Genomic DNA, 23335 nt, shown 5'->3' with positions numbered 1-23335 from the left:
TCTCAAATTTCTTTGAAGGTATTGTGGTAGAAATCAAGAAAAAAATCTATTTGAATTAAAGGAGATGCGACAGGGCTTGGCGTGAATAGATAAGTTAGTCTTTCTATGAACAGTCTAGCTTATCTATTGAAAATTATATTTTTATAATAAAGGTATCGTATCTAGCCAAGTATCGTAGACGATATATCCTTTATCTCGAATTTTGTTATAGAGATTATAAAAGTATTCATCAGTATTGTTAATTAATTCAATTTGTTCTGGAAGCAGGTTGTCTGAGTAGAAGAATATTTCTTTGGGCTGCCTATCTAAAATCTCTTCTAGCTGGTGCACTATCTCTTTTTTCTCATCATCGAATACATATAACTTCCTGTCCCCATCTATAACGCTCTGTAATTCTCCCTCAAAATGACTAATTTTCTCTTGGCATTCAACAGTCCAATTAATGAAATTTTGAGCTAGGTTAAGGCCTTTCAACATATCTTGATACTGTTTTATTTCTGCAAGGAAAACTCTATTTGCTTTGACATAAGCCCTAAAATGAACAGGTAGATCTTCAATGTCAGTTTGAATGAAAAACAATTTGTTTTTTCTATTATGTCGATTCCTAGGACTGCTAACTTTTTTATTATTTCCCCGATTGCTCTTAGATGTGGAAATTATTTGAGTCACGGCGAAATCTTTAATTTTCTGTTCTAGGATTCCTTTAAATTCAAACTTTTGAGCTTTATATTTAATTGTACCTTCAATTTCTAAATCACTAAACTCATGATTAAATGATACTTTTTTAAAGTAGATATCATTGCCATCATCATCACCTATTGAACCTTGATATTTTTTCCCAATCACATTTTGAGTTACGTAGATTGAACCCTCTTTTTTAGCTACACCTTCAAAGCTCCATGAATCAGAGTCGCCAGCTCCATATGCCCATTTCATAGAGAAAGCTATTCCATCTTCACGAAGTAGTAATTCTTTAACCTCAAGACGATGTTCTTGATCTTCAAATTCAGGAAAATCCAACAATCCACTAAATTTATTCATAACTCTAAAATTCCATTTATATTTATTAGGTATAAATATACACATTATTAATGACTTAGTAATGAGGTAAGAGATAAAAAAACTATGGTAATAATTCTTTAGGATTAATTTTTAAAGCTGAAGCTATTTCATATAGTTTCTCGACCGTAAGATTGACTTCGCCACGCTCAATACGCCCCATATAACTACGATCTATTCCACACTGTAGTGATAGGGACTCTTGTGTAATCTTATTTTGATGTCTCGCATTGCGTATTAATTGACCGATTGAAACTGATAATTCTGACATTTGATACCAACTGTTCAAAAAATAGAAATATCAGCAATTGAGGACTATATATCCACGGATTATAATCCTCTTTTTTTAGATTGAAATTCAACCATGCAAAAAGTCTTTAGCTTACCCTTGTACAATGATTTTATGAAAGTATTTGATAATAATAGGATTATAAGCTGGAGAGCTAAAAATTTTTGGAATGCAATGGAAATTAACCCCTGTTTCGACAAAAACAAAATTCGACGCCAAATGTATGCTGGTTTAAAAATACTCGTAATATGTGAATACCTGAAAATTGATACAAGCCGTTCAAGTAAGAAAGTCTTCGTTTATAGTGAAACTGAAAGATTAGAAGAATTAAGAAATAAATATAAAAATGAAAAACTTAATGTGATTTTTTCTGATAAGAAAAAAGCACTTTTAGATGAGATTGAGGAAAAAGAAGCTAATATAAATTTTATCAATAATTTGTTATCTGCTGATAAGTCATTAGAGAGATATTTCATTGAAGTTAAAGAAATATTGGAGAAAGATATAAAAAAATTTAAAGCTCACATTAAGCTAATGGACGATATTATCTAAAACAAACCCATTTCAATAATTCAATATAATTCAAATAATTACAATAAAAAAATAGCCTTGACTTAAGCGTATCCATTCGCTATTTTCTCGTCCAATTTATTTATAGTTAGTCTGAAATGCTCCGATCTATTCAACAAGTTAAAGATGATTTCTCTAATACTGGAAAATCTATCGCTGAATGGGCTAGGGAGAATAGCTTTTCCCCTGATTTGGTTTATCGAATCTTAAAGACCAATAAAATCCCGAAACGTGGTGAAAGCCATAAAATTGCGGTCAAATTAAAAATTAAGGAGCAAAAAAATATGGAGTAATTTCACATTATTCCTTTTTTATTGCAGAAAGTATAAAGACCCATGCGGGAACATGAGTCTTTATAAGTTTGTCTTTAACTAGTACGTCCAAGACAAATTCATTCTAAAAGACATTGATATTCTTATCAATGTTCTAGGGTGCTTTCTGCTTTTTATTTTCTTGATTATTTTTTGAGCAAATAGATATGCAGACCGTTAAAGTTATTACAAAAGTAGTAAACGATAATTCAGGTGTTTTTACAGAAATACCTGTATTACTTGATAAAAACAAAGAACCAATAATGCCTCTAGTTGAGTACGCTTTAAAATTGAAACGTGATGGCATGAGTCAATCAACGATTAGTAATCACATCAAGGCAACTCAACTTTTACTTGAATACATGACTGCGAATGTGAGTGGATTTAATTCTCCGCAATCCTTGTTTGAGAATTTCAGTAGCCGATTATATACAGGCACGATTGGGGAGGATGGTTTAGATCCATCGGGTTTGTATTGGTTACCTTGCAGTAAACAAGTCGCCAGATCACACATCAATGCCTTGAGCAAAATGACTGATTGGTTAGCCGAAAAACAAGGTTCAATTTCAGTAAACCCACTTGTTGAGGCTGACAGTTTGAAAAAACGCCTTAACTACGCTGCTTGGTTTCGCAAGAATCAGCATAACTTCCTTGGTCACATCAAAGATAAGCACATTAATTCAACCGTCCTATATGCTCGTAGTGTTCAAGGTAAACGTCCATTGGGTAAACAATCACAAGAGGCGATAGAGTTTCCTGAGCGATATTTTGAAGCTTTTTATTTCGATGGTTTAGGAGGTGCGATAGACCGTAGGGTTGTATTACGTGACCAATTAATTCTACTGCTCATGCATGGCGGTGGCTTGCGTGAATCAGAGGCTTTACACCTGTGGCTTGAAGATGTCTTAATCGACCCATCACACCCGAATAGCGTTAAGGTTCGCATCTATCACCCAGAGGACGGTAAAGCCCCGAATAACTGGCGTGGCCGTTCAGGCAAAACAACTCGTGCTGCTTACCTTAAAGAGAAATATGCATTAAGCCCCCGTAATCACCTCATGGGCAAGAAACGAGTCGGATGGAAAAGCCGAGTCACGGACAGCAAAGATGAATATTTGGAAGTTCACTGGTTTCCGACTGTCTTTGGTGAAGTATTTGCCTTACTTTGGCAAAACTACACTCGGTTTTTGACTGCTGTTGAGCGCAATCACCCTTATGCCTTTGTGAGCTTTCACCGTGAGCATACAGGCAATCCATATACGCTTAATGCATTCCATGATAGCTACCGTAATGGCTTAAAGCGTATAGGGCTTAAGCCATGTAAAGCCGATGGCTTATCCCCTCACTCACACCGACACAGCTACGGCAGACGTTTACGCAGAGCTGGCGTACCAGAAGTTGTGATTAAAAAGTGTTTACATCATGCCTCTTTGGAGTCGCAAGCGGTTTATACCACACCAACAGCAAAAGAAGTTACAAATTGCCTTAATGCAGCAATGCAACAACTCTTAAACCCAACAGAGCCAGTGGAGCGAGTAGGTACACCGAGTTGGGAGGTGTTAACTGAGCATGGCTTTAACGATATTGACCCCGATGGATTGTTTACTGGCAAGAACCCAAAATATGGAAAGTGCAATGACTACTAACACAACACCTAAAAAGAAAAAGTTTGATGGCCGCACTTCGGATTTAACCTTGCGGTGGCTTGTAAATAATCATGGCAAACAATGGGAAACATGGAGGCAATTGGCTGAGGAATGGATTAACACTCAAAATTCAGCAACGTCAACTAAACTTAATGCTTTATGTATTTTTTTTGAGGTTTACCTATGTGACACAGTACCTTTTACATCGGACGTTGTGAGTCTATTCAAGGGAAAAAGTGGCTGGAAAGCCTCAACTGATGAATTGAAACGTATCGTGCTGGAAAAGACCAACCGTGCTGACAATTCAGCTACAGTAACCCTATTAAATTATTGCAAAAAATTCATCGACTGGGTGCTAGATGCTCATTTCAGCGATAAGAACGACAACAACGTAGCTATCCGCTTATACGCCAATCCTTTAGAGCAAGTCAAAGGCAAAAGAAATTGTACTGAAACCGTTCATAATCCACTGCCATACCGTTACATTTGCGATTTGCGCAATATATTGTGTCCAAAGCCGAGAGGATTTTTTTCTGATTGGAAGTGGGCACAGCATCAGACCGGGCAAGGTAATCAGGGTGGTGACTGGTTTGAAGTCGATAAAAGTCTAATTAATAAAAAAGACCTTGATTGCGTGTGGCGCATCAAAGAAATTACTCGTAGTAGTAAGCGCATAACCATTCATCAAATCTGGTCACCAGTGGTCAGCATGGTGTTGTTCATTAAGCTCCATTTGCCACTACGTACCTATCAGGTACGCATGCTCGACTCTGGTGAGGCTGACACACTGCGTTATGAGAATGGAAAATGGATTAAAAACTCTCATACATTTGCTTTGAATCGCTACAGTAAAGGTGTGTTTCGCCAATTTAAAGACAATGCCACAGGGTTGGAGTCAACAGGCCTGTATATCAGTACCAACAAAACCGCAGACCAAAATAAGGATGAATTTGAGCGTGGTTATGAAATACCTTGGCAAAATGAAGATGTGCTATTCTGGCTCGAAAAACTGCGTAATTGGCAAGAAAAATACAACCCCATCAGCAAGCCTACTGACTGTACTACGTTAGAGGTAAAGCATACTAACGGGAGAAAATCGAAAGCCTATTTAAGCGCAATGGGATACAGTTGCTTTCTGTTTCGTGATGCAACAGCAAATAAGCTAGAAGATAAAGTTAAGCCTGTTCAAGACACAACAGTATCAAAGAGTTGGTACAAGTTACTTCACCAACTTGAGCAAAATCTTTTATCTTCTGGTGAAGCCTTATCTGACGGGACAGCACTGCGATTGGTGCATGATTATGGTGAAGATTATAAGCACTCTAAAAAAAATACTGAGTTCCCCTTACACAGCCTGCGTGTCTCGCTGATTACCTGTTACATCATGGATGCTAAATTACCTTTGCCTGTAGTATCAAAGCTGTTAGCAGGTCACTCACGCATTATTATGACAGTTTATTACACCAAGCTGACTCCTGCGGTGATGAAAGAGAAAATGACCGAAGCGAATAAATTGCTTGATGATAAATCACAAGAGAGTGTTCGCACATTCCTAAAAGATGCTGAAATGCGTCAAATTGAGTGCAAAATGGCATATCACGATGGTCAATCTATTGAGGCTGTATTAGTTAATCGAAACCCACTTGGTTGGGAAAACCGTCATCATGGTTTGTGTCTAGTGGGTGGTAATACCGTTCGCTCTAATGAAGCCAAAACCGTTGCGGGTTGTTGGAATGGTGGTGAGTTATTACAAGATTCAATAATTCCCCAGCTTAGAGTTTATAACCAAGTGGCTCACGGTTTTGAAAATTGTGTTCGCTGTCGTTGGTTCATTACTGATGCTCGCTATCTTCCTGCACTCAATGCTCACCTTAACTTTATGAGTTATAAAGCCCATGAAGCTGCTAATTTAGCGGTTCAGTTAGAGAGCGAGATAGAGGTGATGGATGACCTCAAATACGAAGCTGAATGTGAGGGTAAACCATTTACTCAATATAATGAGCTACAAGCACTTCATCGCAGATATGAGAAGCAATTAGTTGAAGCTGATGAATTCACAAAAGACTGGATTGCAACATTTGGGTTGATCCGTCGAATTATCGAAATCGAGCAAGATCGTACTGAAAGCGATACTACGAATAAACTGTTTGCAGTAGGCTCAGTGAGCGACATTAAAGTTGGCTTTTTGGAAACGGATTCCGAATTGTTACAACTGTCTTTGCTTTGTGACGATGCTGAATTTTATCCTGACATACTTGATGATGTTAAGAAGACTCCAACGATTGAGCGAAGAACTCAAAGCTTAAGCCGTTTTATGATGCGTAAGGGTTATATACCACACCTCCTCATACTTGATAAAGATCAGCAACTTATTGCGGCAAACGCGATGATGCGCCAAATGGCACTACAAGCTAACCCAACAGACAAATTGGATGGTTACAAACAAGTAGCAAGCTACTTGGAGCTTGGTCAATTTATGCAAGACAATAAACTACTCGACTCAGGCATTAATGCATTAGAGCACAGTATAAATTCATCAGTTAATAGCATTTCAATAAAATCATTAGGTTCAAATGTTGTTAAAGGAGATTCTCCAAATGCAGGTTGATATTAATACTATTCTGGAAGACCTAAAATCAGGTAAAGCAAGTCGCACACAAGACTCTTTAGATAAGCTGAATGCCTTATTAGAAGCTCGATTTAAAGTAGGTGAAAAAGATTACTCCATTGCAGCGATTGGTCGAGTATCAAAAGCCGAAGGTGGCGTTGGTGCGGTTAGCATTCGTAACAAAACGGGTGAGCATTTTCGCCTTTTGATTGATGCGTGGGCAACCAAAGCCAATACCACAATGAAAAAGCCACCTGTACCTCAATCCAGAAAGCTAGATACACCATCTGATATGGATTTATTGAAGCGATTAGATGACCCCGCAATGAGGGCTGTTTTTGGTCAAATTATTGCCGAGAAGAATAAACTAAAAGCAGAAAACCACATTCTTAAACAAAATGCGGAAGTCGTTGTAGATATGCGACCAAATCGGGTGATTCATGCCGAGCAAGTGCATCAAAAAGTCGAAGTATTGCCATCATTAGATGGTGTGCTCCTACAGGCAGATATTGAAGCTTTGGAAGATTCTATTAACACAGACAAAATGAAACAGCGAGGTTGGACACTATCTAAATATGGAGCCGTTAAGGATGAGCATGGGCGACCACTGTTTAAAAATGGGTTTGTGTTAGCTATTCAGAAGATATTGGATCAGGTGTAGTCTTTGAATGGATTAGGGCTATTTATATATTAATTTTATACATATATAAAAAGAAAGATGTAAGATAAGAACTTGATATTCAAGGCTATACTTACATCTTTTTTTCATTTTATACGCTTTCTACTAGAAAGAGCAAGTGTTAAAGGCCTTTAAAAGTGAAGCTTAGGATGATTTAGCGATATCCAGCCATTTTAATCAGCCAGTTTCTCGACTTTCATACTCTCACGATAATACTGACAGCCCTTGTACAACAGGAAGCAACCAATCAATCCGGCAATCGCATTGACGATCGAGATTGAGTTACCAACCATTAAGGTATTCTGGAAATATTTATCCGTGATTAACGCCACTGCGGTGGTTCCGACGCCTAAGGCAATCAGGTTTGAAACCAGCAGGAATTTGGCAGATACCTGTGCGCGTAGCTGATTCGGTGTCAGCATTTGCGTAGCAGCAGCCGATGCAGGAATCGGGAAAGTGGAGAAGAACATCGCCACAAAAATCAGCGCAAATGAAAGCTGCATATTATCGACCTGAGTAAACAGCACACTCGGAATAATCAGCGCTGCACAGCCAATGGCACCGGTACGAATTGCAGCATCGCTATAGCCACGTTTCGAGAAGAAGTCGATCAGCCAGCCACAGAACAAGGCACCCGAAGTATTCGCGACTAGAATAATCGTACCGAGGATATAACCGGTTTGACTCGCATCCAGACCGAAATTACGCATGTAATAGGCAGGTGCCCAGCCCAGCAGCGAATACAACATCATGGTATAAAAAGAAAAACCAATAAAATGACAAAAGAAGGTCTTTTTATGTGTCTTGATAAAACCAATCGAATTTTTGAAAGAGGCCTTAATGACCTGACCATCCTGACCGACTTTCATGCCCTTACGTGCAGGTTCACGCACCGTCAGCACCATGAGCAGTGCCAGCAATACACCCGGTAGACCGACAATCATAAAGGTGAGTTGCCAAGTTTTCACTTCACCAATGAGAGGTAAGGCTACGAAGCTGACATCTTTTAGCAGGCCAATCACATAGCCGCCAATCAGGAAAGCTAGGCCAGAACCAATAAAGGCACCAATCGCATATACACCGAGTGCACGGCCTAATTTATCTTTTGGAAATAAATCGGCGACGATCGAATAAAAGGCAGGGGAAAGCGCAGCTTCGCCGGCACCTACACTCAGACGCGCAATAAACATTTGAATAAAGTTTTTACTGAGACCACAGGCTGCTGTGGCGAGACTCCAGAATGCAATCCCGGTTGCAATAATTTTAATTCGGGACTTTCGATCCGCCAGCGCGGCAATGGGCAGACCCATAATGGCATAAAACAAGGAGAAGGCCAGACCTTGTAACAGGCTGAACTGGGTATCGCTCAGCATTAAATCGGCTTTAATCGGTTCAATCATGAGCGATAAAATTTGACGGTCTACAAATGACAGAATGTAAGCCACCATACAAATGACCACCACATACCATTGATAGGTGCTGCTTTCCGGTGGCGGTTCAATCTGTTCAGACAGCGGCACAGCCGTTTCTGTCGGTGTAGGCTCAAAATTTTGATTTGTTGGTTGAATCGTCCTTTCAACCATTTCTAGGTTCAGCGATTTATCATTCATCATGCAACATCCTGTGCTGATCGTTTGAGATATTTATTTGATACTTTTAATATGCTTGTTATTTTTATATTGTATCGTATTTAATTAATCTAGAGCCTAAATAGAGAGACGTCAATCTGTTTTTAAAAATAGATACAAATAATTTTTAAAGGCAAAAAAAAGGAATCATAATGATTCCTTTTTTTGAGTTTAAATTTTTAGCCACGCTCAACCAGCGTTAAAATATCGTAGGTTGCAACCAGTTCATTGCGTTGGTTTTTTACTTTAATATCCCAGACCACGACACCATGTGGCTTCTGTGCCGGATCGCGCAGTGCTTTTGGAGTTTTCTGCTTACAGGTCAGTTCTACCTGAATGGTATCGCCAATTTTCACCGGTTCTACAAAGCGCAAGTTGTCCATGCCATAGTTGGCAATGACTGGGCCCTGGGCGGCATCAACGAATAAACCGGCTGCGGCAGACACCACGAAATAGCCATGTGCCACACGTTCACCAAACAGGGATTCTGCTGCAGCAATCTTGTCCATATGCGCATAGAAGTGATCACCGCTCAGGCAGCCGAAATTCACCAGATCCGCTTCGGTCACGCTACGTCGTGCAGTCAGTAAACGCTCGCCTATACGCAATTCATCAAATGATTTTTTAAAAGGATGCACGCGGTCTTCAAAGACTTGAGCTCCAGCCGTCCAGCTATGGCCGACCTGAGTCATGGCATTTGGTGAGCCTTGAATCGCAGTACGTTGCATATAATGTTTGACTGCACGCAAGCCGCCGAGTTCTTCACCGCCACCGGCACGTCCCGGTCCACCATGAACCAGTAAAGGTAATGGAGAGCCATGTCCGGTACTTTCTTTGGCACTTTCAGCATCCAGAATATGGACACGACCATGCCATGGCGCAATTTTGCTGAGCAGTTGTTCAATATTTTCATCGGTATTGCGTACGATGGATGCCACCAGGCTACCTTCGCCACGTGCCACCAGGTCAGCCAGCTGAGCCAAGTCAGTATATGGCATTAAAGTCACTACAGGCCCAAAGGCTTCAATCTTATGAATGTTTTCTGCCTGAACTGGTGCTTTGCAGACCAGTACTGTCGGTGGGTAACATGCAGCCTTCTCCGTATTTTGTACTTGAATATTAAAGTCCTGACGCAAGTGGCTACCGAATACGATCTTTGCATCCTGGCTGAGCTGTTCAACTTTTGCAGCGACATCATGTTTCTGTTTGACGCTGGCCAAAGCCCCCATGCTGACGCCTTCCTGAGCGGGGTCACCGACGACCACTTTTTTCAGTTTTGCAATCAGGCGACTTTGTACTGTATCCAATAGCTTGGCTGGCACAAAGGCACGACGAATAGCGGTACATTTCTGTCCGGTTTTGGTGGTCATTTCACGGAAAACTTCACGGACAAATAAATCAATCGTTTCATCATTAGCTTGCGCCGTCAAAATCGCACTGTTGACCGAGTCTGCTTCCATGGTGAATGGAATCGAGTAGGCATTTAAGTGTGGATGCGAACGCAGTTTTTGCCCTGTTGAAGCAGAACCGGTAAAAGTGACCGTATCTTGAGGATTTAAATGATCAAATAAATCATAGACCTGTCCGCAAATGAGCTGCAGTGAACCTTCTGGCAAGAAACCGCTTTCATGAATGGCTTTAACTACGGCATGAGTCAGCTCGGCACCTTCGGTCGCCGGTTTGACAATACAGGGTACGCCTGCCAGCAGTGTCGGTGCGATTTTTTCCAGCATGCCCCAGATCGGAAAGTTAAAGGCATTGATATGCACGGCGACACCGGCTTTAGGCGTCAGAATATGTTTCGCGCCAAAGCTACCTTGCTTAGAAAGAGGAATCCAGGCATCTTCGACCCATGCTGTTTCATCACTCAGTTCGCGACGCACCAAACTCGAATAGGCATATAAGGTGCCAACTCCGCCTTCAATATCAATCCAGGCATCTTTACGGGTACAGCCGGTTGCTTTGGCAAGCTCATAAAAGTCTTCTTTGCGTTCCATCAAATATTGTGCCACTTGCTTCAGTGCATTGGCACGTTGATGGAAGGTCCATGTGGCAATAGCCGCGCCTTTTTGTTTGGCATACTTCACCACGGCTTGGGTATCGATGCCCTGACTGCCGACCTGATAAACCGCTTCACCGCTAATGGCATGATAAACCGTACGTAAATCGGCTTGCGCTGTGTATTCCTGGCCGTACACCAGTGAAGCTAAGCTTTTGATGGCAATAGGATTATGGGTTGATGCAGTATCTTGATAATCCGTTGTGCTTGAGCTGCTGTCTAACTCTAACATTGTAAAAACTCCATTTATGATACGTTTTGAGAAGTATTTTAATTTTGATGTTTCATAATTTGTGTTGAAAAATTGAAAATGTCAATCATAAATCTGTGTTTAAAAATACATAACAATAAAATAAAAAATATTAAGTTATATAAAACAAATATTTATTAAAAATAAGGATAAAAATTAAATGATACCAATAAATAGATATTGATTTTAATTACGTATCGTTTTAATTTGGGTGTATCAACACTTGGGATAAGTGAGGGAACAATGAATAACCAACAACAAATCTTCGATCAAAAGATTGAAAAGGATATTTCCATCGAGCCGAAGGACTGGATGCCGGATGCTTATCGTAAGACCTTGATTCGTCAGATCGGTCAGCACGCACACTCTGAAGTGGTGGGTATGTTGCCGGAAGGCAACTGGATTACCCGTGCACCGACCTTAAAACGTAAAGCCGTACTGATGGCAAAAGTCCAGGATGAAGCCGGTCATGCGTTGTATCTATACAGTGCTGCAGAAACCCTGGGTGCGGATCGTGACGACATGATGGATAAACTGATTGCCGGTCGCATGAAATATTCATCCATTTTTAACTATCCAACCCTGAGCTGGGCCGATGTTGCCGCGATTGGCTGGCTGGTGGATGGTGCAGCAATTGTCAATCAGGTTGCGCTGTGCCGTACGTCTTACGGTCCTTATGCCCGAGCTATGGTGCGTGTCTGTAAGGAAGAAAGTTTCCATCAGCGTCAGGGCTTTGAAGCCATGATGGAACTGGCCAATGGTACGCCGGAACAAAAGCAGATGGCACAGGATGCAGTGAACCGTTTCTGGTGGCCGGCACTGATGATGTTTGGTCCAAGTGACGATAATTCACCGAACAGTGCACAAAGTATGCAGTGGAAAATTAAATTATTCAGCAACGATGAGCTACGTCAGAAATTTGTCGATAACACCGTGTCGCAAGTTTTGCAGCTGGGTTTAACCGTTCCAGATCCAGACCTTAAATTCAATGAAGCCACCGGACATTACGAATTTGGTGAAATCAATTGGGATGAGTTTTTTGCGATTCTTGCAGGTAAGGGACCGTGTAACCATGAGCGTATTGAAGCACGTCGCAAAGCTTGGGAAGGCGGCAAGTGGGTACGTGATTCAGCAGCCGTCTATGCTCAAAAACAACAGCAACAGTCAGCAGCAAAAAAAGTCGCTTAAAAAATAGTTTGATCAATATAAGGAAATTTGCTCATGAATAACAAAAATAACTGGTCACTTTATGAAGTGTTTGTGCGTAGTAAACAGGGTCTAAGTCACCGTCATGTCGGCAGCCTGCGTGCACCGGATGAGGAAGTCGCACTACAAAATGCCCGCGATGTATATACCCGCCGCAATGAAGGGATCAGTATCTGGGTGGTGAAATCTGAATTGATTACCTCTTCCCAGCCAGATGAAAAAGCAGAATTTTTTGAACCCGCTTTGGACAAGGTTTATCGCCATCCAACCTTTTATAACATTCCAGCTGGCATCGAGCACATGTAAAGGGAAAGGTGAAGAGTATGACAAATCAAGTATTGGCAGAATTTCTTTTACATGTGGGTGACAGTCAACTGATCCTGTCCCATCGTTTGGCAGAGTGGTGCGGTCATGCACCTGAACTGGAGCTGGATATTGCCTTAGCCAATATTGGACTGGATTTATTGGGTCAGGCACGTACTGCCCTCAGTCTGGCGGGTGAAGTGGAAGGACAGGGTCGTGATGAAGACAAACTGGCTTATTTCCGTACCGAACGTGAATACCGTAATTTGCTGCTGTGTGAACAGCCGAATGGTGATTTTGCCCAGACTCTGGTGCGCCAGTGGTTGATGGATCACTACCACGCTTTATTGTTTAGCACCTTAAGTCAAAGTCAGCATGCTGAGTTGGCTGCCTTTGCAGTGAAGTCACTCAAAGAGGTGAAATATCATCAGCGTTTTTCCACCACCTGGATGGAACGCTTAAGTTTAGGTACCGCAGAAGCGCATGAAAAAACCCAGCAAGGTTTAAACCAGTTATGCCGTTTTACCGAGGAACTTTTTGTCCTGACGGCTGATGAAAGACAGCTGGTTGAGAGCGGTGTCATTCCAGAGATCGAACATTTAAAAGCACAGTGGCTGGAGACCATTACAACCGAGCTAGCGCGATTTAAATTAAGTCTGCCAGAGCTGGGTGCTTATCGCAGTGGGGCTAAACAGGGTTTACATACAGAACATCTCGGTTTTGTTTTGGCTGAACTGCAATACATGCAGCGCTCATATCCAAACATGAACTGGTAATTCGGCACAATCACAGGGAGTGAGTCGCATGAATCTGATTCGACACGTAGAAGATCAATGTTGGGACGTTTTACAGCAGGTTTCTGATCCAGAGATTCCGGTATTGTCAGTGATTGATCTGGGCATGATTCGTGGCGTCGAGCTGAATCAGCAGGATGAAATTGTGGTGCGACTCACGCCGACCTATAGCGGCTGTCCGGCCACGGATTTATTAAAAGCAGAAATTACCCAGGCTTTTGAAGCCAATGGTTTGACGCCAGTCAAAGTGATTGTGGATCTGTCTGAAGCCTGGACCACGGACTGGATGAGTGAATCGGGCAAACACAAATTACAGCAATATGGTATTGCCCCGCCGCAAGGTCAGTCACATAGCTGTGGTACGCATGTGGCATTGACCGATGGCATCACCTGTCCACAGTGCTTAAGTCATAACAGCAAATTATTAAGTGAATTCGGTTCGACCGCCTGTAAAGCTTTATATCAATGTCGGGACTGCTTAGAAACTTTTGACTATTTCAAATGTATTTAATTGTAACGATTGCGCGGTGGGCAGGGTAAACCAATAACAAGCCTGAACACCGCCACCTAAAAGAAGGATTTTGCCATGAGCCAATTTATACCATTAACCATTAAATCGATTCAGCCACAAACCGAGCAGGCGATCTGCATTGCCTTTGATCTCGCGCCTGAGCAGTTGGATGCTTTCCAATATCAGCCGGGGCAGCACCTGACTATTCGTCACTTAACCGATGACGGCGAGCTGCGCCGCTGCTACTCGATCTGCAGTGATACTCAGGAAGACATGAGTATTGCGATTAAAAAAATTGATCAGGGACAGTTTTCAACCTGGGCCAATGCGCATCTCAAAGCTGGCGATGTTTTAGAAGTCATGCCACCGCAAGGGGTGTTCTTTCAGAAAGCCGCCAAGGCTGGTGGCCAGAATTATCTAGGCTTTGCAGCAGGCAGTGGCATTACGCCAATCTTATCGATTGTAAAATCGGTGCTGAACCGTCAAGCGGACGCAACATTCACCTTGGTGTATGGCAACCGTTCCTGGAAACAGACCATGTTTTCTGAACAGATCATGGACTTGAAAGACCGTTTTAAGGAACGTCTGCAACTGGTAAATATTTTTTCACGTGAACTGAATGACAGTGACATCTTTAATGGTCGGATTGATGCAGACAAATTGCAGCAGTTATTTCAGGCCAATCTGATTTCTGCCGAAGCAGATCACTGTTTCGCTTGCGGTCCTGAAGAAATGATGACAGCAGTCGAAACGGTATTACCGACTTGGGGCATTCAACGCAGCAAGATTCATACGGAACGCTTCAATACGGGTACTGCACCGAAAGCAACCGCCCAGCAGATGGAAAGCCGCAGCGAAGAACGCGTTAATATCATCCTCGATGGTCGCGAGCTGATTGTTGAAGTCTCTAAGCAGGATGACAGTATTTTAGATGCTGCGCTACGTGCCGGAGCCGACCTGCCATATGCCTGTAAGGGCGGCGTTTGTGCCACCTGTAAATGTAAGGTGTTAGAGGGACAGGTTGAAATGGCGGTGAATTACAGTCTGGAAGAAGATGAAATTCAGAAAGGCTATGTGCTCAGTTGTCAGGCACGTCCAACCACGGCCAATGTCCGACTCAGTTTTGATGAATAAAAGCTGAATTTACAGCACCGCGAGCATAGCAGGAGTTCAAGGATGACCTACATTAAAACCAGCTCACCCAAGCCGGGTGTGGTACTGATCGAGCTAAATCGTCCAGAAAAGCGCAATGCTTTAAACAATGCCACCTTGCAAAACATTGCAGCCTGTCTACAGGACTTGGAAACAGATGCTGCTGTGAAAGCCGTGGTCATCACCGGAAATACGCAATGCTTTGCTGCCGGTGCTGATTTAAATGAGCTGGCACAGTTAGATGTGGTCAGCATCCAGCAGGATCAGCGCCCACTGCTTTGGAAAAAAATTGATGAATTTTCCAAGCCTTTAATCATGGCCGTGAATGGTTATGCCTTTGGTGCAGGTTTCGAGCTGGCTTTACATGGCGACATGGTGCTGACTGGAGAAAATGCCCAGTTTGCCCTGCCTGAAATTGGTTTGGGCATGCTGCCGGGTGCCGGTGGCACCCAGCGCCTGGCCCGTCTGGTTGGTCAGCAATTGACGATGCGCTGGGCCATGACCGGCGAAATGATTTCGGCACAGACCGCATTGCAACATGGTATTAGCAGTCAAGTTTGTCCAGCAGGACTGACCGTGCAATACGCACTGGAACTGGCAGAAAAAATTGCCAAGCAAGCACCGCTGGCCATTCGCGCCATCAAGCAATCTTTAAAGTCGATTCATGAAGTGACTTTAAGTCAGGGACTGAAACTTGAACGTCAACATTTTGTCTGGCTGGCGGCGACCCAAGATCGCCAGGAAGGCATCAATGCATTTTTAGAAAAAAGAAAACCAGAATTTAGAGGTGTGTAATGGATTATCAAACAATTATTGTCGAAGAAAAAAATGCAGTGGGCTACCTGACCTTTAACCGTCCAAAACAGCTCAACAGCTTTAATGAAACCATGCATCAGGAAGTTTCCAAGGTCATCAAGGCCTGGGCTAAAGATAGCCAGATTCGTGCCGTGGTGATTTCAGCCGAAGGCCGCGGTTTCTGTGCCGGTCAGGATCTGAATGACCGTGTGGTCGATCCGAATGCCGATGCACCGGACTTAGGCCTATCGATTGAAAAATATTACAACCCTTTGATCAAGCTGATTACCGAAATGCCTAAACCGGTGATTTGTGCGGTGAATGGTGTGGCAGCAGGGGCAGGTGCCAATATTGCCCTGGCGTGTGACATTGTGGTGGCAGCAAAATCGGCTTCCTTTATTCAGGCTTTTTGCCGTCTAGGTTTAGTACCAGATTCAGGCGGTACCTGGTTCCTACCGCGTCTGGTTGGCCGTGCCCAGGCGATGGGCCTTGCCATGCTTGGCGATAAAATTCCGGCTGAGCGCGCAGTACAACTCGGCATGATCTGGCAAGTGGTTGAAGATGAGCAATTGCAGGCAGAAGCGAAAAAACTGGCAGAGCATCTGGCGCAGCAACCGACCTATGGTCTGTCCCTGATCAAAAAAGCCATTCATGCCGCAGCAGAAAACAATTTGGATGAGCAGCTCATTCTGGAACGTGACCTGCAACGTCTGGCTGGACGTTCAAGCGATTATAAGGAAGGTGTACAAGCCTTTATGCAGAAGCGTACCCCTGAATATAAAGGATGCTAAATCATGCAACAGATCAATTTGGAACAAGTCAAAGTTGCTGTGGTCGGTGCTGGAACCATGGGGATTGGCATTGCACAACTGGCAGCCATGCACGGGCATCCGACCTATGTGTTTGATCTCGATCGCAGTAAAGTTCAGAGTGCCTTGACTGCTTTAGAGGCGCAGCTGAGCAAGCGCGTACAAAATGGCAAAATGACCCAGCAATTGCTGGAGAGTACCTTCGCCAATCTGATTGTGGCAGAGGACATTCAGCAGCTTGCCGATGCGGGCTTAATTATTGAAGCCATTGTTGAAAAGAAAGAAGTGAAGCAAAACCTGTTTCAACAGCTGGCTGCCATTTGCCCGGAACAGACGATTTTTGCGTCTAATACTTCTTCAATTTCCATTACCGCAATTGCCTCGGCGATTCCACATCCCGAGCGAGTGATTGGTCTGCATTTCTTTAATCCGGCGCCGGTGATGAAACTGGTCGAGATTATCCGCGGACTGAAAACCTCAGCAGCGATTGCCGATGCAGTATTTGATCTGATGAAGGACTGGAACAAGGTTCCGGTGCGAGCCAAATCGACCCCCGGTTTTATCGTCAATCGTGTCGCACGACCTTATTATGCCGAGGCCTTTCGTGCCTTGCAGGAAAATGCCACCACCCCGGAACAGCTCGATTACATCATGCGCGAATGTGGCCGTTTTGCCATGGGGCCGTGTGAACTTACAGATCTGATTGGGCAGGATGTGAATTTCTCGGTCACACAAAGTGTCTATCAGGAATTTTTCTATGAGCCACGCTACCGCCCGTCCTTGATTCAAAAAGAACTGGTCGATGCCGGTTGTTATGGTCGCAAGTCCGGTCAGGGTTTTTATGATTACGCTCAGGCCAAGCCTGCACCTGTATATGAATTGCCAGTGTGTTATGCCAAGTCGCTGAATAAGCTCAAAGTCACAGTAAAAGGTGAATGGCTACATTCCTCAGTACTGATTGAACGTTTAAAACAGGCCTCTCATGTAGAGCTGAGTTTTCAGGCAGCAGAACAGAATGAAATCCTGATTGGTGACCTTTCTCTGCGATTATCGCTTGGCGAATCAGTTGAACTTACCTATCCGCATGAGCCTGTGGTGTTGATGGACTGGCATTCAGATTGGACAAATGCTCAAGCGATTCCAGTCGTTGCATCACCGGCGTGTAGTGCTGAACAGCGCCAGGCAGTGGAGCTATTCCTCATAGGTATGGATATGATACCTATTTGGTCTAAGGATCATCCAGGTCTTTATGTTATACGTAGTATCGCCATGTTGGTGAATGAAGCCTGTGAAGCGGTATTGCATGATATTGCATCAGAGCAAGATATTGATTCTGCTATGAAATATGGAGTGAATTATCCTTATGGTCCATTCGAGTGGGCAGACAGAATTGGATATTACACAATTTTACAAATTTTAGAAAATATGTATCGTATTTATGGTGAAGACCGCTATAGAACTAGTATATATTTAGCAAAGAAAGCGGTGCAGGGACATGCACAGAAAACTCAGCAGCAACCATTACGTGTTGCTGGCTAAAAGGAAGAATCATGGAACAGGTTTATATTTTTGATGGAATTCGCACCCCGATCGGACGCTATGCCGGTGGACTGAGCAGCATTCGTGCTGATGATCTGGCAGCGCTACCGATTCAATATCTGAAAGATCAGCATCCTGCATTGCCATGGGCAGAACTGGATGAAGTGATCCTAGGCTGTGCCAATCAGGCCGGTGAAGATAACCGCAACGTGGCGCGTATGGCTGCTTTACTCGCAGGGTTGCCTGAATCTGTTCCAGCACTCACCATAAACCGTTTATGTGCTTCAGGTCTGGATGCCATTGGAATTGCAGCCCGTGCCATCAAATCGGGTGAAGCACAGTTTATTTTGGCGGGTGGCGTAGAATCCATGAGCCGAGCGCCTTTCGTGCAATCCAAACCTACAACTGCCTTTAGCCGTACCCCTGAAATTTATGACACCACCATTGGCTGGCGTTTTATCAACCCAAAATTTAAAGCACAGTTTGGCGTTGACAGCATGCCGGAAACGGCCGAAAACGTCGCTGAAAAGTATCAGATTAGCCGTGCAGACCAGGACCTGTTTGCCTATCACAGCCAACAGAAAACCGCAGTAGCCCAGCAGAAGGGTATTTTTGCCGAAGAAATTCTGCCAGTAGAGGTCAAAGGTCCGAAGAAAAGCACTCTGACCATTTCCCAAGATGAGCATCCGCGCGCAGAGACGACGCTGGATAATCTGGCCGCCTTAAAAACCCCATTTCGTAAAGAAGGCGGCTCAGTCACCGCTGGCAATGCTTCGGGTGTCAATGACGGGGCGGCTTGCGTATTACTTGGGAATCAGCAGTTTGCCGAGCAGTATGGTTTGAGCCCGAAAGCTAAAGTGATCGGGATGGCCAGCGCCGGTGTCGAAGCTAAATATATGGGTATTGGGCCGGTTCCAGCGGTACAGAAAGTGCTGAAACAGACTGGTCTGAGTCTGGAGCAGATGGACGTGATTGAGCTAAATGAAGCATTTGCAGCGCAATCGCTGGCCGTGATTCGTGAACTCGGCTTGCAAGACGATGATTCCAGAATTAACCCGAATGGCGGTGCCATCGCCTTGGGTCATCCGCTGGGTATGAGTGGCACCCGTCTGGTGATCACGGCCATGAAAGAACTAAAACGCCGTAAAGGCAAATATGCACTCTGCACCATGTGTGTCGGTGTGGGTCAAGGTGTGGCACTGGTTTTAGAAAATATGGATTAAACACATCATTCAATCAATGAATTAAACCGTGGTCAGGAAGACTGCGTCAGGAGTAAGAATATGAATAACAATGCAATGGAAAAAATTGAAAAAGTATCGGTTGATGAGTTACGCAGTGTTCAGCTACAGCGTATGAAAAAGACGTTGCAACATGCTTATCAGAATAGCCCGGTTTATAAAAAGAAATTCGATGATGCTGGCGTGCATCCAGACGATTTTAACTCACTGGAAGATCTGGCCAAATACCCGTTTACCACCAAACAGGATTTACGTGATAACTATCCGTTTGGCATGTTCGCTGTGCCACAGGAACAGATTGTACGTGTGCATGCATCTTCTGGCACCACCGGTCAGCCGACCGTAGTGGGTTATACCCAAAATGATATTAATGTCTGGTCAGATGTAGTGGCGCGTTCATTACGTGCAGCCGGCTTGAGCAGTAAAGATATCATCCAGGTGTCTTATGGTTATGGTCTGTTTACGGGTGGTTTAGGTGCACATTATGGCGTTGAACGCTTGGGTGCAACGGTGATCCCAATGTCTGGCGGACAAACCGATAAACAGGCGCAACTGATTCATGACTTTAAACCAACAGCACTGATGGTTACGCCATCTTACTGCCTGAACATTATTGAAGCGCTTGAGAAGAAATTTGGCACAGCCAAAAACTGTTCGATTAAAACCGGTGTCTTTGGTGCAGAGCCATGGACCAATGAAATGCGCAAAGAAATTGAAGAGCGTCTAGGCATTGATGCGCTGGATATTTATGGTTTATCAGAAGTGATGGGGCCGGGCGTAGCGATGGAATGTCTGGAATCCAAAGATGGCCCAACCATTTGGGAAGATCATTTCTATCCTGAAATTATCCATCCGGAAACTGGCGAAGTGCTGCCAGATGGCGAACTGGGTGAACTGGTCTTTACCACCATTACTAAAGAAGGCATGCCGGTAATCCGTTACCGTACCCGTGACCTGACCCGTTTATTGCCAGGCACGGCACGCACCATGCGCCGTATGGACAAGATTGTCGGCCGTAGTGATGACATGATGATTATTCGTGGGGTCAATGTGTTCCCGTCGCAGATTGAAGAGCAGATTTTACAGATCCAGCAACTCATCCCAAACTATCAGATTCAGATTTGCAAACAGGGACATCTGGATACATTGCATATCCGTACCGAAATGCGTAAAGATAGCAGTGACATTATGGCGCATCAGCTGGCAACTCAGCTGAAAAGCCAGATTAAAACCATGGTCGGAATCACCGTAAGTGTCGAAGTGCTGCCAGAAGGAAGTCTGCCACGCTCTGAAGGTAAGGCACAGCGCGTTTTTGATATCCGCAAGTCTGCATGAAGTACTATTGGATGATAGCCAAATGGTCTATCATCCAGTTTCTATAAGGTAAAGTTAAACGCAATGAATCCGAAATTAAAACAAATAATTGATGACTTTATTCAAACTGAAGCACTCAGCGGAACCTCATTAATCATGACCATCTTCGGTGACTGTATTTTTCACCGCGGTGGCATCATCAGTCTGGCCAGCCTGATTCAGCTCATGGATGTCTTCGGATTTAATGAACGATCGGTACGGACCGCTGTATTCCGTCTGGTCCAAAATGGCTGGCTGATGTCTGAAAAAATTGGTCGCACCAGCTATTACCGCGTGACCGAAAGCAGCCGCCAGCGTTTTATTATGGCGGATCAAAAAATTTATAGTTTTCAGCACACTGAATGGGATCAGAAATGGGATCTGGTGCTACTCAGTTCAGTGGAACTGGAAAATAAACTGGTTCTAAAAAAAGAACTGGAATGGCTGGGCTTTGCCAATATCGCCACCAATGTCATGGCCTATCCGGGTTGTGATCATCAGAAACTGCAAAACCTGCTGCTGAACCTGAAAATGACCGATCAGGTGGTGGTATTTAAGGCTGAAACCTTGCAGCTCTGGCAGGAATCCTATCCAACTGTAAAACGTATGGTTGCCACCAACTGGCCGGTGCAGGAACTGCATCAGCGCTATGAAAAATTCATTGCGGATTTCCGGGAATTCTTTCATCTGGTGGAACAGGAAGATGAACTGGATCCGGTTCAGGCTTTTCAGCTGCGAATTTTGCTGATTCATCAATTTCGCCGGATTTTACTAAAAGATCCAAATCTGCCTTTTGAATTATTGCCATCCAACTGGCTTTCCCTGAATGCCCGTAATCTGAGCAGTAATTTATATCAAACGGTGGTTGCGGCAGGGGATGAGTTCTTTATGGAGATCGCACGAACTTCGGAAGGTTCGATGCCGCCGGTACATCCACAATTTTATAAACGTTTTGGCGGTTTACGACTGGAAGCCGTTAGCTAATCTAATTCTGCATTTTTAAAGGAATAAAATAATGCCGTGTTATGCCATTGCTGGTGTGATTCCTGTGGTCAACCCTCGCGCTTATGTGCATCCGCAAGCCGTTCTGATTGGGGATGTGGTGATTGAAGAGGGCGTATATATCGGGCCTTTTGCTACTTTAAGAGCCGACTTTGGTGGGATTCATATCCAGAAAAATGCCAATGTTCAGGATTCCTGTACCATTCATGGCTTTCCCGGTAGCGTCACGCTGGTCGAAGAATATGGTCATATCGGACATGGCGCGATTTTACATGGCTGTATCATTCGCAAAAATGTACTGGTGGGCATGAACAGCGTAATTCTGGATGAAGCCGAGATTGGTGAAAATACCATTATCGGTGCCAATAGTATGGTTAAAGCCAAGGCCCAGATTCCTGAAAATTCATTGGTACTCGGTAGTCCAGCACGGGTCATCCGTCCCCTGGACACCAAAGAAATTGCTTGGAAAAGCAAAGGGACACAAGAATATATTCAGCTGACAGAGCGCTGTCTTTCCTCAATGCAGGAGGTCAGTCCTTTAACAGAAGTCTCCACAGACCGGCTCAGTTACAAAGCGTTTAAGGCAGATTATCAGATCAAGCAGAATAGCTTGAATGACTAAGTTAAGAACATGATTCTATTAAATAGATGAATTCTGCATTTTAAAAACAGGAAGTAACTGAAACCAAATTCCAACTGCATTCCCTGACCGTCTATTTAGACTGAAATAAAACTGGTCTGGAAAGCATATATATGGAAAATAGGGAATTTAAAGATCATTTCTCCCAGCAGTCACAGGACTATGCTTTGTTTCGTCCGCATTATCGGGATGCATTGGGAAAGCTATTGGCAGAGCTGTCACCAAGTACTAAATTGGCTGTAGATATCGGCTGTGGTTCTGGACAGCTTTCAGAAGTTTTGGCGAATTACTTTGATCAGGTGATGGCTATTGATGCGAGTAGTGAGCAGATTGCTCAGGCCAAACCGCATCCAAAAATTCAATATGGTCAGGCATTCGCTGAAGATATCCCGTGTGCTGACCAGAGTGTTGATCTGATTTCGGTGGCTCAAGCAGCGCATTGGCTCGATCTGGAAAAATTTTACGCAGAAGTTCGCCGGATTGCTAAACCTAATGCCGTTCTGGCTTTAATTAGCTATGGCGTGTTCAGTGTGGATGAGCCCCATCTGAATCATTATTTTAAGCATTTTTATGAGGTAACGCTTGCATCGTACTGGCCGCCTGAACGTCGCCATGTAGATGAAGGATATAAAAATCTCCCATTTCCATTTCAGGAAATGGCGATTCAGCCACCGGTATTACAGGTTGAATGGAATTTTTATCAGTTAATTGGTTATATGAGTACTTGGTCAGCCGTGAAAGCAGCCACTCAAGCACTCGGACATAATCCACTGAACGTACTTGCAGATGCCTTATTGCCAGAATGGGAAGATCCAGAATTACCTAGAGTCATTCGCTGGCCATTGTCGGTGCGTGCGGGGCGTATAATCGTTTAAAAAATATTAGAGCTAG

22 protein-coding genes are annotated in these 23335 nt (G+C 43.7%); 18 read left to right on the top strand and 4 right to left on the bottom strand.

Annotation, left to right across the window (positions count from 1 at the left end; all coding sequences use genetic code 11):
• Positions 1-141: 141 nt before the first annotated feature.
• Together NI462_RS06655 and NI462_RS06650 are read right to left on the bottom strand one after the other, a co-directional pair.
• On the bottom strand, positions 142-1041 hold the full coding sequence (locus NI462_RS06655) for a hypothetical protein (protein WP_253159687.1): 900 nt from the start codon (positions 1039-1041) through the stop codon (positions 142-144).
• 82 nt (positions 1042-1123) lie between these two features.
• On the bottom strand, positions 1124-1330 hold the full coding sequence (locus NI462_RS06650; protein WP_253159685.1) for a helix-turn-helix domain-containing protein: 207 nt from the start codon (positions 1328-1330) through the stop codon (positions 1124-1126).
• Between the two features lie 93 nt (positions 1331-1423).
• On the opposite strand from NI462_RS06650, the gene NI462_RS06645 reads away from it, so the two are divergent.
• The 5 genes from NI462_RS06645 (at position 1424) to gmtX (ending at position 7144) form a co-directional block, all read left to right on the top strand.
• Complete coding sequence (locus NI462_RS06645; RefSeq protein ID WP_253159683.1) at positions 1424-1900, top strand: hypothetical protein; 477 nt, start codon at positions 1424-1426, stop codon at positions 1898-1900.
• A gap of 116 nt (positions 1901-2016) precedes the next feature.
• On the top strand, positions 2017-2211 hold the full coding sequence (locus NI462_RS06640; RefSeq protein WP_253159681.1) for a DNA-binding protein: 195 nt from the start codon (positions 2017-2019) through the stop codon (positions 2209-2211).
• A gap of 185 nt (positions 2212-2396) precedes the next feature.
• Positions 2397-3875, top strand: a complete 1479-nt coding sequence (gene gmtY, locus NI462_RS06635; RefSeq protein WP_253159679.1) for a gamma-mobile-trio recombinase GmtY — start codon at positions 2397-2399, stop codon at positions 3873-3875.
• On the top strand, positions 3799-6483 hold the full coding sequence (gene gmtZ, locus NI462_RS06630; protein ID WP_253159677.1) for a gamma-mobile-trio integrase GmtZ: 2685 nt from the start codon (positions 3799-3801) through the stop codon (positions 6481-6483). The genes gmtY and gmtZ overlap by 77 nt, the downstream gene beginning before the upstream one ends.
• Entirely contained in the window at positions 6473-7144 is a 672-nt protein-coding gene (gene gmtX, locus NI462_RS06625; protein WP_253159675.1) for a gamma-mobile-trio protein GmtX, read from the top strand. Before gmtZ ends, gmtX begins: the two co-directional genes overlap by 11 nt.
• Before the next feature lie 191 nt (positions 7145-7335).
• Here gmtX and NI462_RS06620 read toward each other — a convergent pair whose 3' ends face one another.
• Positions 7336-8775 (bottom strand): spinster family MFS transporter, encoded by a 1440-nt coding sequence (locus NI462_RS06620; protein ID WP_253159673.1) that lies wholly within the window; start codon positions 8773-8775, stop codon positions 7336-7338.
• Positions 8776-8969: 194 nt separating this feature from the next.
• Complete coding sequence (gene paaZ, locus NI462_RS06615; RefSeq protein WP_253159671.1) at positions 8970-11081, bottom strand: phenylacetic acid degradation bifunctional protein PaaZ; 2112 nt, start codon at positions 11079-11081, stop codon at positions 8970-8972.
• A 261-nt stretch (positions 11082-11342) separates the two neighbouring features.
• Between paaZ and paaA the strand changes: the two genes are divergently transcribed.
• From paaA to NI462_RS06550, 13 genes are all read left to right on the top strand, one after another.
• On the top strand, positions 11343-12287 hold the full coding sequence (paaA, locus tag NI462_RS06610; protein ID WP_253147201.1) for a 1,2-phenylacetyl-CoA epoxidase subunit PaaA: 945 nt from the start codon (positions 11343-11345) through the stop codon (positions 12285-12287).
• A 33-nt stretch (positions 12288-12320) separates the two neighbouring features.
• A complete protein-coding gene (paaB, locus tag NI462_RS06605) occupies positions 12321-12611 on the top strand; it encodes a 1,2-phenylacetyl-CoA epoxidase subunit PaaB (RefSeq protein WP_004279183.1) in 291 nt (96 codons plus the stop codon).
• A gap of 17 nt (positions 12612-12628) precedes the next feature.
• Entirely contained in the window at positions 12629-13384 is a 756-nt protein-coding gene (paaC, locus tag NI462_RS06600; protein WP_253147202.1) for a 1,2-phenylacetyl-CoA epoxidase subunit PaaC, read from the top strand.
• A gap of 28 nt (positions 13385-13412) precedes the next feature.
• Complete coding sequence (gene paaD, locus NI462_RS06595; RefSeq protein WP_004646058.1) at positions 13413-13913, top strand: 1,2-phenylacetyl-CoA epoxidase subunit PaaD; 501 nt, start codon at positions 13413-13415, stop codon at positions 13911-13913.
• A gap of 75 nt (positions 13914-13988) precedes the next feature.
• On the top strand, positions 13989-15047 hold the full coding sequence (paaE, locus tag NI462_RS06590) for a 1,2-phenylacetyl-CoA epoxidase subunit PaaE (protein ID WP_253159669.1): 1059 nt from the start codon (positions 13989-13991) through the stop codon (positions 15045-15047).
• 42 nt (positions 15048-15089) lie between these two features.
• Positions 15090-15860, top strand: coding sequence for an enoyl-CoA hydratase-related protein (locus tag NI462_RS06585; protein ID WP_005104871.1), 771 nt, complete (start codon positions 15090-15092; stop codon positions 15858-15860).
• Complete coding sequence (gene paaG / locus NI462_RS06580; protein ID WP_004279188.1) at positions 15860-16651, top strand: 2-(1,2-epoxy-1,2-dihydrophenyl)acetyl-CoA isomerase PaaG; 792 nt, start codon at positions 15860-15862, stop codon at positions 16649-16651. The genes NI462_RS06585 and paaG overlap by 1 nt, the downstream gene beginning before the upstream one ends.
• Before the next feature lie 3 nt (positions 16652-16654).
• Positions 16655-18208 carry a 3-hydroxyacyl-CoA dehydrogenase gene (locus NI462_RS06575; RefSeq protein WP_253159667.1) on the top strand — a complete coding sequence of 518 codons (1554 nt, stop codon included), beginning with the start codon at positions 16655-16657 and terminating at the stop codon, positions 18206-18208.
• An 11-nt stretch (positions 18209-18219) separates the two neighbouring features.
• Entirely contained in the window at positions 18220-19431 is a 1212-nt protein-coding gene (pcaF, locus tag NI462_RS06570) for a 3-oxoadipyl-CoA thiolase (RefSeq protein WP_253159664.1), read from the top strand.
• Between the two features lie 60 nt (positions 19432-19491).
• A complete protein-coding gene (paaK, locus tag NI462_RS06565) occupies positions 19492-20784 on the top strand; it encodes a phenylacetate--CoA ligase PaaK (RefSeq protein ID WP_114541382.1) in 1293 nt (430 codons plus the stop codon).
• 63 nt (positions 20785-20847) lie between these two features.
• Entirely contained in the window at positions 20848-21786 is a 939-nt protein-coding gene (gene paaX / locus NI462_RS06560) for a phenylacetic acid degradation operon negative regulatory protein PaaX (RefSeq protein ID WP_004279192.1), read from the top strand.
• 31 nt (positions 21787-21817) lie between these two features.
• Entirely contained in the window at positions 21818-22426 is a 609-nt protein-coding gene (locus tag NI462_RS06555) for a DapH/DapD/GlmU-related protein (RefSeq protein ID WP_253159662.1), read from the top strand.
• Between the two features lie 131 nt (positions 22427-22557).
• Positions 22558-23319: a class I SAM-dependent methyltransferase gene (locus NI462_RS06550; protein ID WP_253159660.1), complete on the top strand. Its 762-nt coding sequence runs from the start codon at positions 22558-22560 to the stop codon at positions 23317-23319.
• Positions 23320-23335 lie beyond the last annotated feature (16 nt).

Origin of the sequence: Acinetobacter lwoffii (assembly GCF_024129715.1) — a bacterium.
Lineage (GTDB): Bacteria > Pseudomonadota > Gammaproteobacteria > Pseudomonadales > Moraxellaceae > Acinetobacter > Acinetobacter lwoffii_U.
Note: the sequence above shows the minus strand (reverse complement) of the source record. Positions and strands in the feature narration are given on the sequence as shown.

What these genes read in the sequence shown, in the direction of transcription:
- NI462_RS06655 (WP_253159687.1), bottom strand. Translation starts at nt 1,041, where the DNA reads ATGAATAAATTTAGTGGATTGTTGGATTTTCCTGAATTTGAAGATCAA.
- NI462_RS06650 (WP_253159685.1), bottom strand. Translation starts at nt 1,330, where the DNA reads ATGTCAGAATTATCAGTTTCAATCGGTCAATTAATACGCAATGCGAGA.
- NI462_RS06645 (WP_253159683.1), top strand. Translation starts at nt 1,424, where the DNA reads ATGCAAAAAGTCTTTAGCTTACCCTTGTACAATGATTTTATGAAAGTA.
- NI462_RS06640 (WP_253159681.1), top strand. Translation starts at nt 2,017, where the DNA reads ATGCTCCGATCTATTCAACAAGTTAAAGATGATTTCTCTAATACTGGA.
- gmtY (WP_253159679.1), top strand. Translation starts at nt 2,397, where the DNA reads ATGCAGACCGTTAAAGTTATTACAAAAGTAGTAAACGATAATTCAGGT.
- gmtZ (WP_253159677.1), top strand. Translation starts at nt 3,799, where the DNA reads ATGGCTTTAACGATATTGACCCCGATGGATTGTTTACTGGCAAGAACC.
- gmtX (WP_253159675.1), top strand. Translation starts at nt 6,473, where the DNA reads ATGCAGGTTGATATTAATACTATTCTGGAAGACCTAAAATCAGGTAAA.
- NI462_RS06620 (WP_253159673.1), bottom strand. Translation starts at nt 8,775, where the DNA reads ATGATGAATGATAAATCGCTGAACCTAGAAATGGTTGAAAGGACGATT.
- paaZ (WP_253159671.1), bottom strand. Translation starts at nt 11,081, where the DNA reads ATGTTAGAGTTAGACAGCAGCTCAAGCACAACGGATTATCAAGATACT.
- paaA (WP_253147201.1), top strand. Translation starts at nt 11,343, where the DNA reads ATGAATAACCAACAACAAATCTTCGATCAAAAGATTGAAAAGGATATT.
- paaB (WP_004279183.1), top strand. Translation starts at nt 12,321, where the DNA reads ATGAATAACAAAAATAACTGGTCACTTTATGAAGTGTTTGTGCGTAGT.
- paaC (WP_253147202.1), top strand. Translation starts at nt 12,629, where the DNA reads ATGACAAATCAAGTATTGGCAGAATTTCTTTTACATGTGGGTGACAGT.
- paaD (WP_004646058.1), top strand. Translation starts at nt 13,413, where the DNA reads ATGAATCTGATTCGACACGTAGAAGATCAATGTTGGGACGTTTTACAG.
- paaE (WP_253159669.1), top strand. Translation starts at nt 13,989, where the DNA reads ATGAGCCAATTTATACCATTAACCATTAAATCGATTCAGCCACAAACC.
- NI462_RS06585 (WP_005104871.1), top strand. Translation starts at nt 15,090, where the DNA reads ATGACCTACATTAAAACCAGCTCACCCAAGCCGGGTGTGGTACTGATC.
- paaG (WP_004279188.1), top strand. Translation starts at nt 15,860, where the DNA reads ATGGATTATCAAACAATTATTGTCGAAGAAAAAAATGCAGTGGGCTAC.
- NI462_RS06575 (WP_253159667.1), top strand. Translation starts at nt 16,655, where the DNA reads ATGCAACAGATCAATTTGGAACAAGTCAAAGTTGCTGTGGTCGGTGCT.
- pcaF (WP_253159664.1), top strand. Translation starts at nt 18,220, where the DNA reads ATGGAACAGGTTTATATTTTTGATGGAATTCGCACCCCGATCGGACGC.
- paaK (WP_114541382.1), top strand. Translation starts at nt 19,492, where the DNA reads ATGAATAACAATGCAATGGAAAAAATTGAAAAAGTATCGGTTGATGAG.
- paaX (WP_004279192.1), top strand. Translation starts at nt 20,848, where the DNA reads ATGAATCCGAAATTAAAACAAATAATTGATGACTTTATTCAAACTGAA.
- NI462_RS06555 (WP_253159662.1), top strand. Translation starts at nt 21,818, where the DNA reads ATGCCGTGTTATGCCATTGCTGGTGTGATTCCTGTGGTCAACCCTCGC.
- NI462_RS06550 (WP_253159660.1), top strand. Translation starts at nt 22,558, where the DNA reads ATGGAAAATAGGGAATTTAAAGATCATTTCTCCCAGCAGTCACAGGAC.